The organism is Nocardioides alkalitolerans DSM 16699 (assembly GCF_000426525.1).
Lineage (GTDB): Bacteria > Actinomycetota > Actinomycetes > Propionibacteriales > Nocardioidaceae > Nocardioides > Nocardioides alkalitolerans.
Map to the genome: position 1 here is coordinate 582,356 of NZ_AUFN01000010.1, position 12,884 is coordinate 595,239.

The 12,884-nt window shown below is 74.0% G+C and carries 11 protein-coding genes; 1 reads left to right on the forward strand and 10 read right to left on the reverse strand.

The annotated features are described in order from the left end of the window. Nucleotides 1-80 precede the first annotated feature (80 nt). The 10 genes from bar to K329_RS0103515 form a co-directional block, all read right to left on the reverse strand. The gene (gene bar / locus K329_RS0103470) at nt 81-1,184 is read right to left on the reverse strand and encodes a barbiturase (protein ID WP_028471966.1); all 1,104 of its coding nucleotides are present in this window, start codon (nt 1,182-1,184) and stop codon (nt 81-83) included. Nucleotides 1,185-1,244: 60 nt separating this feature from the next. Next, nucleotides 1,245-2,189: a carbamate kinase gene (locus tag K329_RS0103475; RefSeq protein WP_028471967.1), complete on the reverse strand. Its 945-nt coding sequence runs from the start codon at nt 2,187-2,189 to the stop codon at nt 1,245-1,247. A 105-nt stretch (nt 2,190-2,294) separates the two neighbouring features. After that, nucleotides 2,295-3,743 (reverse strand): protein adenylyltransferase SelO, encoded by a 1,449-nt coding sequence (locus K329_RS0103480; protein ID WP_028471968.1) that lies wholly within the window; start codon nt 3,741-3,743, stop codon nt 2,295-2,297. 10 nt (nt 3,744-3,753) lie between these two features. After that, nucleotides 3,754-4,212, reverse strand: coding sequence for a cupin domain-containing protein (locus tag K329_RS0103485; protein WP_028471969.1), 459 nt, complete (start codon nt 4,210-4,212; stop codon nt 3,754-3,756). Between the two features lie 13 nt (nt 4,213-4,225). After that, nucleotides 4,226-6,160: a hydantoinase B/oxoprolinase family protein gene (locus K329_RS0103490; protein WP_028471970.1), complete on the reverse strand. Its 1,935-nt coding sequence runs from the start codon at nt 6,158-6,160 to the stop codon at nt 4,226-4,228. Next, nucleotides 6,157-8,280 (reverse strand): hydantoinase/oxoprolinase family protein, encoded by a 2,124-nt coding sequence (locus K329_RS0103495; protein WP_028471971.1) that lies wholly within the window; start codon nt 8,278-8,280, stop codon nt 6,157-6,159. Before K329_RS0103495 ends, K329_RS0103490 begins: the two co-directional genes overlap by 4 nt. Before the next feature lie 112 nt (nt 8,281-8,392). Then, nucleotides 8,393-9,379 (reverse strand): peptidoglycan-binding domain-containing protein, encoded by a 987-nt coding sequence (locus K329_RS24335; protein ID WP_157571540.1) that lies wholly within the window; start codon nt 9,377-9,379, stop codon nt 8,393-8,395. Between the two features lie 72 nt (nt 9,380-9,451). After that, a complete protein-coding gene (locus K329_RS0103505) occupies nt 9,452-9,982 on the reverse strand; it encodes a flavin reductase family protein (protein WP_028471972.1) in 531 nt (176 codons plus the stop codon). Next, nucleotides 9,979-11,175: a MacS family sensor histidine kinase gene (gene macS / locus K329_RS0103510; protein WP_157571541.1), complete on the reverse strand. Its 1,197-nt coding sequence runs from the start codon at nt 11,173-11,175 to the stop codon at nt 9,979-9,981. The genes K329_RS0103505 and macS overlap by 4 nt, the downstream gene beginning before the upstream one ends. Continuing rightward, complete coding sequence (locus K329_RS0103515; protein ID WP_028471974.1) at nt 11,172-11,912, reverse strand: lysophospholipid acyltransferase family protein; 741 nt, start codon at nt 11,910-11,912, stop codon at nt 11,172-11,174. Before K329_RS0103515 ends, macS begins: the two co-directional genes overlap by 4 nt. A 128-nt stretch (nt 11,913-12,040) precedes the next feature. Here K329_RS0103515 and K329_RS0103520 point away from each other — a divergent pair, with 128 nt between their 5' ends. After that, nucleotides 12,041-12,805 (forward strand): alpha/beta hydrolase, encoded by a 765-nt coding sequence (locus K329_RS0103520; RefSeq protein ID WP_028471975.1) that lies wholly within the window; start codon nt 12,041-12,043, stop codon nt 12,803-12,805. Nucleotides 12,806-12,884 lie beyond the last annotated feature (79 nt).

Consider the following 12,884-nt stretch of genomic DNA (forward strand, 5'->3'; position numbering starts at 1 on the left):
GCCGACTCCGGTTCGTCGGGGTCGAGCACGCCGGGGGCCGGGTGCGGGCGCTCCTCCACAGGCCCGCCCGCACCAGCAGGTCAGCCGAGGTCGACGATCGCGGCGACCGGGCCGCCACCCTCGGGGCCCTGGTGCGCCGCGGAGACCGACACGAAGATCGCCGGGTCGCCCGTGACGGCCGCCGCCACGCCGCCCACGGCCGCCTTGATCTGGCGGTGCCAGTGCACGTCGGAGTCGTCGAGCATCGCGTTGCGGCGGCCGCGGACCTTGCCGTCCTGCGACGCCTCGCACTTGAGGAACAGGTTGACGACGCGACCGTCGAGGTCCGACGTGCGCGGGCGCTCGGGCAGGTCGAGGCCGGCGACGCGGATCGACTCCCACAGCCCGTCCTGGTCGAGCGCGTCGGTCATGACGGAGTGGCCGATGCGGTAGCGGCCGCCCACGCCCGTCGCGTTGCCGACCACGACGACCTGCGCGCGGTCCAGCTCGACGCCGGACGAGCAGGAGGCCACCGACGAGAAGAGCGTGCGGTCCTTGAGGACCTGGTCGTCGGTCGGCATCTCGATCTCGCCGAGCGCGACGGCGATGCCGAGCGCGGTGCCGCCGTTGGAGACGTCCATGGAGTAGAGGGTGTCCTCGGTGAAGACGTCCTTGCCGCGCGACTTGGCGTCCTCGATGGTGCTCAGCGTCAGCAGGGGCGTCTTCGTCTGCACGTAGTGGACGTCCGCGACGTCGGTGATGCCGGCGCGCTCCATCGCGACCTTCACGGCGTCCGCGACCTTGCTGACCATCCCCGACCGGCCGATCTCCTCCGGCAGGAGCACCTCGCTCATCGCGAAGCCCACCGTGAGGCGCTGCTCGTCCTTCGTGGCGTCGTCCGGCGCGTCCGTCGTGGCGAAGATCGTGGCGTGGGGGCTGATGACACCGTCGGTGCCGCCCGACCACACGATCGGGATCTCCTTGACCTTGGCCGGGTCGGCGCCCTTCTCCACGAGGACCTCGCGGAAGGCACGGTCCGCGATGATCCGCGTGTAGTCGTTGACCCCGCCGTTGCCCTCGGTCTTGCCGATGATCGCGACCACGCGGTCGGCGGCCATCACGCCCTCGTCGATGAGCTTCGCCAGCTCGGAGGCGTCGGCGACGGAGTGGATGGGGACCTTGCGGACTTCGATGGCGTCGGGCACGGGACGTTCCTCTCGGTGGACGGACTGGCGGGTGCTGCGGGTGAGGCTGGTGGTGACGGTCTAGGTCGGGTCGGGCACCACGACGGTGCCGGCCTCGCCGGCGGCGGCGGGCACGAGGTGGTCGAGGTCGGTGATCGCGGCGTGGGCGCCCCCGGCCTCGACGAAGCGGCAGGCCGCCTCGACCTTGGGGCCCATCGAGCCGCTGGCGAAGTGGCCCTCGGCGGCGAGCGCACGGAGCCGGCCGACGGCGATGCGCCCGAGCGGCTCGGCCTCCGGCGTGCCGAAGCGCAGCACCGCGGCCGGCACGTCGGTGCCGATGACGAGCACGTCGGCGGCGACGGCCTGGCCGAGCAGCGCGGCGCCGAGGTCCTTGTCGATGACGGCCTCCACCCCGTGCAGGGCGCCGTCGGCGTCCACGACGACCGGCACTCCCCCGCCGCCGCCCGCCACGACGACGAACCCGGCCGCGACGAGCGTCGCGATGGCCGCGGCGTCGAGCACCTGCAGCGGCTCCGGCGAGGCGACGACGCGGCGCCAGCCCTTCTCGCCGCGGTCCTCCCAGGTCTCGCCGTGCTCGACGAGCAGGCGGGCCTCGGCCTCGGGCAGGTGGCGCCCAATGGGCTTGGTGGGGGTGGTGAAGCCGGGGTCGTCCCACGCGACGAGCGTGCGGGTGACGACGGTGGCGGCGTGGCGCCGTACCCCCGCCGTCGCGAACGCCGCCTCGAGCGCGTTCATGAGGACGAAGCCGAGCGTCGCCTGGGTCTGGGCGCCGCACCAGTCGAGCGGCACGGGGGGCACGACGGCGGCGGCGAGCTCGTTCTTCACGAGGAGGTTGCCGACCTGGGGCCCGTTGCCGTGGGTGACCACGACGTCCTCGCCGCTGGCGACGAGGGCCGCGACCGCACCGGCTGCGGTGGTGGCGGCGGCGATCTGCGCGTCCGGGGCCGCACTGCCGTCGGCGCCGGTCATCGCGTTGCCGCCGAGTGCGACGAGGACCCGGGTCATGCGTCGAACCTAGTGACGCGCGCACCGCCCCGACACGGCAACCTGAGCCAACGGGACGCCGATCCGCTGGCAGGTTGTGCCAACGGCGGGCGTCGTCGGTGCCGTCTACGTCCCGCAGTACGTCGTGTAGGCGCCGAACGCCTCGGGGGCCGGCGCGGCGTACCGCTCGAGGCCGGGCCGCTCGTCGTACGGCGCCGCGAGCACGTCGAGCAGCTGCCGGAGCGGCTCCAGGTCTCCGTCGGTGGCCGCGTCGAGCGCCTCCTGGACGAGGTGGTTGCGCGGCACGTAGACCGGGTTGACCCGGTCCATCGCCTCGCCGTCGGGCGACAGCGCCCGCCAGCGCTCGAGCCAGGCGTCGATGCCGGCGAGGTCGAGCACCAGCCCGCGGACCGGCTCGGCGTCCCCCCGGGCCGCCGCCCCCAGCGCGCGGAACGCGGTCGTCCAGTCGACGTGGTTCGCCGCCATCAGACCGAGCAGGTCCTCCGCGAGCGCGACGACCGCACGCTCCTCGAGGCCGGCGGGCAGCCCGAGCTTGCCGCGCATGCCGTCCGCCCAGGCGGTGACGTACGTCGTCGCGAACCCCTCGAGCACCGCCGTCGCGATCGCGATCGCCTGCTCCTGGTCGTCGTGGAGCAGCGGCAGCAGCGCCTCGGCGAGGCGCGCGAGGTTCCACTGCGCGATGCCCGGCTGGTTGCCGTACGAGTAGCGGCCCTGGTGGTCGATCGAGCTGAACACCGTGGCCGGGTCGTAGACGTCGAGGAAGGCGCACGGCCCGTAGTCGATCGTCTCGCCCGAGATCGTCACGTTGTCGGTGTTCATGACGCCGTGCACGAACCCGACGAGCATCCACCGGGCGACCAGGCGGGCCTGGGCCGTCACGACCGCCTCGAAGAACGCCCGGTAGGGGTGCTCGGCCGAGGCGGCGTCGGGGTGGTGCCGGGCGATGGCGTGGTCGGCCAGGCGGCGCAGCAGGTCGGGGTCGTCCGTCGCCCGCACGTACTGGAAGCTGCCGACGCGCAGGTGGCTGCTCGCCACCCGGGCCAGCAGCGCGCCCGGCATCGGGGTCTCGCGCTGCACGACCGCGCCGGTCGCGACCACGGCCAGCGACCGGGTGGTGGGGATGCCGAGCGCGTGCATCGCCTCGCTGACGACGTGCTCGCGCAGCATCGGCCCGACCACCGCGAGGCCGTCGCCCCCGCGGGCGAACGGCGTGCGCCCCGACCCCTTGAGGTGCAGGTCGACGAGGTGACCCTCGGTGTCCGTGAGGTCACCCAGCAGCAGCGCGCGCCCGTCGCCGAGCCGCGGCGAGTAGCCGCCGAACTGGTGGCCGCTGTAGGCCTGCGCGACCGGCGTCGCCCCCGCGGGCACGTCGTTGCCGACGAGGAACCGGAGACCCTCCGGCGTCCGCAGCGCGGCCGGGTCGAGGCCCAGCCGCGTGGCCAGGGCGTCGTTGAGCACCAGCAGCCGCGGCTCCGGGGCCTCGGCGGCCTGCCAGTCGAGGGCCAGCTCGGGCAGGTCGTCGGCGAACCGGTGGCCGAGCTCGGGAGTGATCACCCCGTCGAGGCTACGTCGAGCGCGAAGGCGCCAGCTCGAAGTCGTCGAAGTCGAAGCCGGGCGAGACGACGCAGCTGACCAGGGCGTCCGCGGCGCCCGGCAGGGTCCGCTGCCAGACCCCCGCCGGCACCTGCGCCTGCGAGACCTGGTCGGCCGCCACGTCGACGCCCACCCGCACCGACGACCCGGGCGGGCCCGCCACCGGCTCCGGCCCGCTCCCACCGAGCTCGAGCGCGACGACCCCGGTGTGGGCGAGCCACAGCTCGTCGGAGGCGACCCGGTGCCACGCCGAGGACTCCCCCGCCGGCAGCAGGAACCAGATGAGCGTCGCCGTCGGGCGCACCCGGCCGTCGGGCAGCGTCACCGTCCGAGGCGCCGCCCACGTCTGGCGGAACCAGCCGCCCTCGGGATGCGGAGCGAGGTCGAGGGCGTCGGCGAGCGCGGGACGGCCGGGAGCGCGGTCGGTCATGCCCCCGACCCTCTCACCGCCGGTCGACGTCGGCGTGCGTGGCGCCGCCGGAGAGCGTCGCGTAGCCCGGGCCGCGGTCGAAGAACAGGCTGTCGTCGCGCGTGCGGCGGGCACGCTCGGCCGTGGTGGCCTCCGCGTCGTACCCGACGTCGTCGCTCAGGCCGTCGGGGCTGAGCGCGCCGGTGAGCACGACGCCGTACGACGCCAGCGCGGCCTCCACGGACACCTTGCGCCACCGCACGTCGCGCACGACGAGCTCGGGGTCGCGGTCGAGCGGGTCGCCCCAGCCACCGCCGCCGGTGGTGCGGATGCGGATCAGCTCGCCCGCCTTCACGGGCGCGGCGTCGGCGAGGGCGTCGACCTCGCGCTCGGCCGGCCCACCCGGGTCGATCGTGACCTGGAACGGCGAGCCCGCCTTGCCGCCCGCGACGCCCCAGCACGCGAGGATCGAGCGGTCGGCGATGGACATGAAGTGGGCGTCGGCGAGCATCCGGATCTGCTTCTCGTAGCCCAGGCCGCCTCGGAACTTGCCGGCCCCGCCGGAGTCGCGGGCGAGCCCGAGCGACTCGACGCGGAACGGGAAGCGCGCCTCGGTGAACTCCGTCGGCAGGTTGCGGGAGTCGGGCACCACGTGGATGGTGTCCTCCCCGTCGGCGTAGTAGCGGCCGCCGGACCCGCCGCCCAGCACCTCGCGCATGAGGTAGGGCCGGCCGTGGAGGTCGTCGCCGTACACGCCGGTGTAGCGGATCGTCTCCTGGTCGGCCGGCATCCTGCCGTCCACCGCCTTGGCGACGACGCCGGAGAGCACGCCCAGCAGCCGCAGGATCACGAAGGTGCGGGCGTTGGTCGGGGCCGGGAAGATCGGCGTGAGCAGCGTGCCGGGCTCGGGGAACCGCATCTCCAGCAGCGGGACGACGCCCTCGTTGACGTCGAGCTCGGCCATGCGCTCCGGGGTGTCGGCGAGGTTGCGCAGGATCGGCGCGAGCCACTTGGCGAGGAACACGCCGTCGGAGTAGTCGGCGCAGTGGTTGATCGGCCCCTTGGCCTGCGGCGACGTGCCGTCGAAGTCGAGCACGAGGCGCTCGCCGTCCGGGTCGTCGGCGGGCGTGCGGGTGAGGGTGATGCGCTGCGCGTGCAGCATCGGCTCGTCGACGCCGTCGTGCTCCGCGTAGTCCTCCCACGTCCACGAGCCGACGGGGATCTTGCCGAGGATCTCGCGGCGGTACGTCGTGGTGGTGCGCTCGATGATCGCGTCGAAGCAGGCCTCGACGGCGCTCACGCCGTACCGGTCGAAGAGCTCGCCGAGCCGGCGCGCGCCCATGAGGCAGGCGGAGCACTCGGCGTCGAGGTCGGCGGCGAGGCTCTCGGGCATCCGGGAGTTGCGCGTCATGATCGCGAGCGCGGCGCGGTTCGGCACGCCGGCGTCCCACAGCTTGATCGGCGGCACCATGAGGCCCTCGGAGAAGACGCTCGTCGCGCCGCTCGGCATCGAGCCGGGCACGGCCCCGCCGATGTCGTCGTGGTGGCCGAACGCCTGGACGAACGCGACGACCTTCTCCTCGCCGTCGACGGTCGAGAACACGGGCACCGTGACGCAGAGGTCGGGCAGGTGGCCGATGCCGCCCTCGGAGCGGTAGACGTCGTTGTGGAAGTAGACGTCGCCCGGGCGCATCGAGTCGAGGGGGAAGTCGCGGGCCACGGGGTGCACGAGCGCGGAGTACGACCGGCCGGTGAGCTTGCGCAGCAGCCGGTCGTGGATGCCTGCGCGGAAGTCGTGGGCGTCGCGGATCATCGGGCTGCGGCTGGTGCGACCGATGGCGGTCTCGACCTCCTGCTCGACCGCGGCGAGGCTGCCCTGGACGATCTCGGTGAGCACCGGGTCGGCACCGGCACCGTGGTCGTCGGTGAGGTGGCCGAACGGGAACTCGGTGGGGGCTCGGCGGCTCATGCCTGGTCCTCTCGGGTGGAGGTCTCGCGGGTGACGATCAGGTTGCGGTAGGCGTCGACGCGCACCGCGAAGCCGGGGTGGATCGGCACGGTGGAGCCGAACTCCTCGACGATGACGGGGCCGCTGAACGAGGCGCCCGGAGGCAGGTCCTCGCGGCGTACGACGGGGGTGTCGACGTAGCCGGCGCCCGCGTCGAAGCAGACGGGGCGGCGGGGCGGGTCCGCCGGGGCGGCGGCCCCGGGCACGAGCGGCTCCGGGTGCAGCTCCGGGCGCTGGATGGGCCCGATGCCCGAGACACGGAGGTTCACCCACTCGACCTGCTGCGTCGGGTCGTGGGCGAAGTCGTAGCCGTAGAGGGCCCGGTGCTCGGCGTGGAAGGCGTCGGCGACGGCGTCGAGCGCGGCCTGGTCGACCGGCCCCTCCCCCAGCGGCACCCGCACCTCGAAGGCCTGCCCGAAGTAGCGGACGTCGGCCGTGCGGGCGAAGCGGTGCTCCGTGTCGGCGAAGCCCTCGCCCCGCAGCGCCTCGGCGGCCTGGGCGGTGAGCGCGTCGACGAGCTCGGCGACCTCGGCCGGGGTGAGCACGTCGTGCATCCGCACGTGGGTGCGCACGTAGTCGTTCTTGACGTCGACCGTGAGCAGGCCGAACGCGGAGACGTTGCCCGGGTTCGGCGGCACGAGCACGGCCGCGAGCCCGAGGATGTCGACGAGCCGGCAGAGCAGGAGCGAGCCGGAGCCGCCGAAGGTCGTGAGGGTGAAGTCGCGGACGTCGAGGCCCCGCTTCACGGTGATCTCGCGCAGCGCGTTCGCCTGGTTCCAGGCCGAGATCTCGAGCACGCCCGCGGCGCACGCCTCCGGGCTGAGACCCAACGTCGCGGCCAGCTTCTCGACCCCGGCGCGCGCGGCCTCGACGTCGAGCGGGATCTCGCCGCCGAGCAGGTGGGGCGGGATCCGGCCGAGCACGACGTGCGCGTCGGTGATGGTGACGTCGGTGCCGCCGAGGCCGTAGCAGAGCGGACCGGGGTCGGCGCCCGCGGAGTGCGGGCCGACCTTGAGCGTGCCCTCGGGCGAGAGCCAGGCGACGGAGCCGCCGCCCGCACCCACGGTCACGACGTCGATCATCGGGATCTTGGAGGGGAACGCGCCCACGCTGCCCTCGGTGGTGAGGGCGGGCTCGCCGTCGAGCACGACCGCGACGTCGGTCGAGGTACCGCCGCCGTCGCTCGTGAGCACCCGCTCGAAGCCGGCGACGTGGGCGATGAGGCCGGCGCCGAGCGCGCCGGCGGCCGGGCCCGACAGCACCGTCGTGATCGGCTGGTGGACCACCTCGGCCGCGCTCAGCACGCCGCCGTTGGACTTCATCACGTAGAACGGCACCTCGCGCCCGGCGTACGCCGTGAGCCGCGTCGAGATGTCCGAGACGTACCGGCTCAGGCGGGGCTTCACGGCGGCGTCGACGAGCGTGGTCATGGCCCGCTCGTACTCGCGGTACTCCCGCAGCACCTCGCTGCTCAGCGACACCACCGCGTCGGGGTGCTCCTCGGCGATCACGTGGCGCATGCGCTCCTCGTGCTCCGGGTTGGCGTAGGAGTGGAGGAAGCAGACCCCGAGCGTCATCACGCCCTGGTCGCGGAACCAGCGCGCCACGGCACGGGCGCCGGCCTCGTCGAAGGGCCGCACCTCGAGGCCGTCGACGTCGAGCCGACCACCGACGGCCTTGACGAGGTCGCGCGGCACGATGCGGGAGGGCTTGACCCAGAAGTAGGAGTTGCCGTACCCGTCCGGCACCGACTGTCGCGCGATCTCGAGCATCGCGTCGTACCCCTCGGTCGTGATGAACCCGAGCGTGTCGACCTTGCCCTCGAGCAGCTGGTTCGTCGCCACCGTCGTGCCGTGGCTGACGGCGCTGATCGCCGCGCGCCCGTCGGCGTCGTCGAGGCCGAGGAGGCCCAGCACCTTGCCGATGCCGGCCATGAAGCCGTCGGCCGGGTTGGTCGGGGTCGAGGGTGTCTTCGTCGTCACCACCTCACCGGTGGCCTCGTCGAGGGCGACGACGTCGGTGAAGGTGCCGCCCGTGTCGATGCCGATGCGGATCCGACGGCTCTGCGCTGCGGCTGTCATGGCGTCGATTCAAGTCGGGCGCGACCGACCCGGGCGACGGCACGATCTGCCGACGGAACGACGATCTGTTGGCAGAACCTGTCATACGGCGCCGTGCGACGCCGCCGGGCGGTCACGGGATGCTCGGTGCCCCCGCCTCGTTCGCGACGATGTCGCGGGCCAGGCCCTCCCACTGCGCGTAGGCGTCCGGGTAGGCCGACCGCTGCACCGCCTGGGCGGCCTGGGTGACCGACATGGACTGCCAGCCGGAGATGTCGAGCAGACCGGGGTTGGGGGTGTGGGCGGCGACGCCGTAGAACGCCTGCGACGCCAGCACGGGGTCGCTCACCTGCGCCTCGGTGCCCCAGCCCTGCGAGGGCCGCTGCTGGAAGAGGCCGAGGGAGTCACGGTCGCCGTAGTCGACGTTGATCAGCGTGGACTCCTGCATCGCCGTCGCGAGGGCGACCACCCAGCCCTGCTCGGGCACGCCGGCGCCCTTGCCGACCCCGATGATCGTGCGTGCGTGCGCCTTCTGCGCGTCGCTGAGCGAGTCGTACGACGTGCCCGGCGGCTGGCTGCTGCCGCTGCCGAACGCGGCGTTCCAGGTCTGCGGGCCCGCCACCCCGTCGACCGCGAGCCCGTTCGAGGACTGGAACGACCGCACGGCGGCGGCCGTCGCCGGACCGAAGTCGCCGTCGGAGGTGAGCGTCGCCCCGCGGGCGATCAGCAGCGTCTGCAGCGCCTGGACGGCGGGCCCGGAGTCGCCCTCGCGGACCGTCACGACGAGCGCGCCGATGGTCTGCGGCCCGGCCGCACCGTCGACGGCGAGCCCGTTCTCCTGCTGGAAGGCCGAGACGGCCGCCTGCGTGCCCGAGCCGTACTGGCCGTCGGCCGTCGTCGCCTGGCCGTGGTGGGTGAGGAGGAACTGCACGGCGGTGACGTCCGGTCCGCTGGAACCGTTGCCGAGCGTCGGATAGGCCGCCTGCGCGACGCCCGGCGCGCCGACGAGGAGGGCGAACGCCGTCAGCAGGGCCACCAGCGGCGCCGCGAGGCGTCGTACCGGAGGCCGCGCCGTGGGCAGCGCAGCGTGGACGGAGCGAGTTTCCCGAGTCTCGACCATGCGTCCCAGGCAAGCACGGGACGGGCGGCGCTGTGAACCCCCGGACGCCGGAGTCTTCCGGGCGGTCGGGGGTCAGGCCCGCCCGTAGCGCCCGCGGCGGTGGGTCAGGCTGTCCGGCTGGCCCGCACCGTCGACGCCGTCCCCGGTGATCTCGACCTGGTCGAGCACGCAGGTCACGAGCCGCGACCAGCCGACGTCGACCGCCGACTCGAGCCGCACCCCCGCCCACACCTCGACGTCGGCGAGGCGCGGACCCCACGGGGTGTCGACGAACTCCGCCTGCTTGAAGAGACCGCCCGGGGCCGGGCCCATCCCTGCGAACATCTCGGCGAGGTCGCGGTGGTGCCAGCGCAGCAGCTGCACGACGCCCCAGCCGGTGTCCTCGAGCTCGTCGGTGAGGTCGGAGTCGGGGTCGAGGAGCGCGAGCACGCGGCCGGGCTCGCCCCCGGCGACCATGAACGAGCTGACCGTGAGACCGACGCGCGACGTGCCCTCCCCCGCGGTCCACAGCGAGACGGCGCCGCCGAGGCGCCCGCGGAGACGTCGGGCGGGGTCGCGGCCCGGCTCGGGGTCGGCGAACGGGTGGGTGCTGTGGATGGTCACGACGCGCTCCTCGGGACGGCCAGCTCCCACTCGGTGCCGAACGATCCGGTGGCGACCTCGGCGGTACCGCCGAGGTCGGCGAGACGCCCGCGGATGGAGCCCGAGACCCCGAGGCGGCCGTCGGCCTCGGCGGTCTCGAGGCGCCCGGCCGGGATGCCCGGGCCCTCGTCGCGGACGCTGACGACGACCTGGTCGCCGAGGTCCTCCAGCAGCACCCAGGCCGGGGCGGCGTCGCCGACGTGGGTGGCGACGTTGTCGAGGCACGCCCCCGCCGCGGCGACGAGCTCCGCGACCGTGTGCGCGGGCAGCAGCACCGGCGTACCGGGGGTGACGACGGCGACCCTCGGACGGTCGCGGTGGCCGAGGGCCTCGACCGCCCCGGCGAGGTCCGCCGTCGCGTCGTCGGCGGACTCGGGGCCGAGGGTGTCCTGCTGGCGGATGAGCGCCCGCAGCGCGGCCTCCTGCTCGCCGGCGAGGCGGGCCAGGTCGACGCCCGTGCCCCCGAGCTCGGCACCGCGGCGCTGGGTGAGCGCCAGCACCTGGAGCACGCCGTCGTGCACGGCCCGCGCGAGCCGGGCGCGCTCGGCCGCGGCCGCGGCCTCCCGCTCGGCGGCGTCGCGCTCGGCGGCCATGCGCTGCAGCGACTCGCAGAGGTAGCCCACGATCGGGGCCCCGATGACGATGAGGAACAGGTGGCCGTAGTTGGTCTGGTTGAGCTCCGAGCGGACGGCGACGTCGGCGACGACCAGCACGGCGGCGGCCACGAGACCACCGCGCCAGCGCCAGTGCACCGACCAGGCGAGCAGGGCGCCCATGATCCAGAAGCCCGGGATCGTCGCGCGCATCTCGTCGCCCTTGATCGGCAGGCTGACCAGCAGCACCGCCGCGGTGAGGGCGAGGTCGACGACGAGCAGCCAGGCCCGGCGGCGGCGGGGCTCGGCGTACGCCCAGACGGCGAAACCCGTCCAGGCGACCATGACCGCGAGCACCGCCCACATGGCGCCCTGGTGGTCGGCGTTGTCGCGCCGTACGACGTTGAGGGCGACCGCGTTGACCAGCAGCACCACCCGCAGCACGGCGAGCGCACGGAACATCCGGTCCTCGACCGCCACCGCGGCGGCGTCGCGCCAGCTCGGCGGGAGGAGGCGCAGCGTCACCCGGTCACGCCGCGCGACCGCGCCCGTGGGGCTCACGAGGCCTTGCGTCCCTCGGATCCCTCGCCGTCACGCTCGGCCCGCTCCGCGCGCTCGGCCTGCTTGGCGTCGGCCTTGGCGCGCGACGCGTAGACGTCGACGTACTCCTGGCCGGAGAGCTGCATGATCGCGTACATGATCTCGTCGGTGACCGACCGCAGGATGTAGCGGTCGCCCGCGAGGCCCTCGTAGCGGGAGAAGTCCAGCGGCGTGCCGAACCGGACGACCGGCCGCGTGACCTTGCCGAACTTCTTGCCCGGAGGGGCGACCTCGTCGGTGCCGATGACCGCGACGGGGATGACGGGCATCCCGGTCTCCAGCGCGAGGCGGGCGACGCCGGTCTTGCCGCGGTAGAGCTTGCCATCGTGGGAGCGCGTGCCCTCGGGGAAGATCCCGAACAGCTCGCCGCGCTCGAGCACGGCCTTGGCCGACAGGAGCGCGCCCTCGGCGGCGCTGGCGCCCGAGCGGTCGATGGGGATCTGGCCGGAGCCGGTGAAGAACGACTTCTGCATCCAGCCCTTGAAGCCGGTGCCGGTGAAGTACTCCGCCTTCGCCACGTAGCTCACGCGGCGCGGCAGCACGAGCGGCATGAAGAGCCAGTCGGCGTACGAGAGGTGGTTGCTCGCGAGGATCGCGGGGCCGTCGGACGGCACGTTCTCGATGCCGTCGCACCGGGGCCGGAAGACGAGCCGGATCACGGGGCCGAGGGCCACCAGCTTCAGGAACCAGTAGAACACCGGCGCCACTCTCCTTCGACCTAGTCCACCGGGCCGTCCGGGGGCCTCGTCGAGAGCCGCCCGGACCACGCGTCCCGCCTGTCCTCGTCGAACCCTAGACCCTGCTCCCCGTGGTGCAGAATGCCGCCATGACGGTGAACCCGCACGCGCAGCCCCTCTCCGTGGCGCCCCGGCCGGAGCTGACCGGCGGTCGACGGATCGGCGTCCTGCTCAGCCACGGCTTCACCGGCTCCCCCGCCTCGATGCGACCGTGGGGCGAGTCGCTCGCCGAGCGCGGGTACGGCGTCGAGGTGCCGCGCCTCCCGGGCCACGGCACCTCCTGGCAGGAGATGAACGCGACCGGCTGGGCGGACTGGTACGGCCACCTCGACCGCACCCTCACGACGCTCGCCGCGGAGTGCGACACGGTCGTGCTCGCCGGCCTCTCGATGGGCGGTGGGCTCGTGCTCTCGCTCGCCGCCCACCACCCCGACCTCGTCAGCGGCGTGGTGCTCGTCAACCCGGCTGTCACGAGCGCCAACAAGCAGCTGCTCGCCGTGCCCGTGCTGCGCCGCCTCACGCCGTCGATCGCCGCCATCGGCGGCGACATCAAGAAGCAGGGCGTGACCGAGTACGCCTACGACCGCACCCCGCTGCACGCCCTCGCCTCGATGATGAAGGGCTGGAAGCAGGTGCGCGGCGAGCTCGACCGCGTGACCGCGCCCGTGCTGCTGTTCCGCTCCGAGACCGACCACGTCGTCGACCCCACGTCGGGCGCCTACCTGCAGGCCCACGTCGCCGGCGAGGTCACCGAGCGCCTGCTCACGAACAGCTTCCACGTCGCGACGCTCGACCACGACGCCCCGGCGATCTTCGAGGAGTCGGCCGCGTTCGTCGCGCGCGTGACGGCCTGATCCGTCCGCCCATCCCGACCGCACCCGCGCGAGGTTGGGATACGCCCCGTCGAGGGGACGCGCGATCACCGGGGAGGGC

What these genes read in the sequence shown, in the direction of transcription:
- K329_RS0103475 (WP_028471967.1), bottom strand. Translation starts at nt 2,189, where the DNA reads ATGACCCGGGTCCTCGTCGCACTCGGCGGCAACGCGATGACCGGCGCC.
- K329_RS0103485 (WP_028471969.1), bottom strand. Translation starts at nt 4,212, where the DNA reads ATGACCGACCGCGCTCCCGGCCGTCCCGCGCTCGCCGACGCCCTCGAC.
- K329_RS0103490 (WP_028471970.1), bottom strand. Translation starts at nt 6,160, where the DNA reads ATGAGCCGCCGAGCCCCCACCGAGTTCCCGTTCGGCCACCTCACCGAC.
- K329_RS0103495 (WP_028471971.1), bottom strand. Translation starts at nt 8,280, where the DNA reads ATGACAGCCGCAGCGCAGAGCCGTCGGATCCGCATCGGCATCGACACG.
- K329_RS24335 (WP_157571540.1), bottom strand. Translation starts at nt 9,379, where the DNA reads ATGGTCGAGACTCGGGAAACTCGCTCCGTCCACGCTGCGCTGCCCACG.
- K329_RS0103520 (WP_028471975.1), top strand. Translation starts at nt 12,041, where the DNA reads ATGACGGTGAACCCGCACGCGCAGCCCCTCTCCGTGGCGCCCCGGCCG.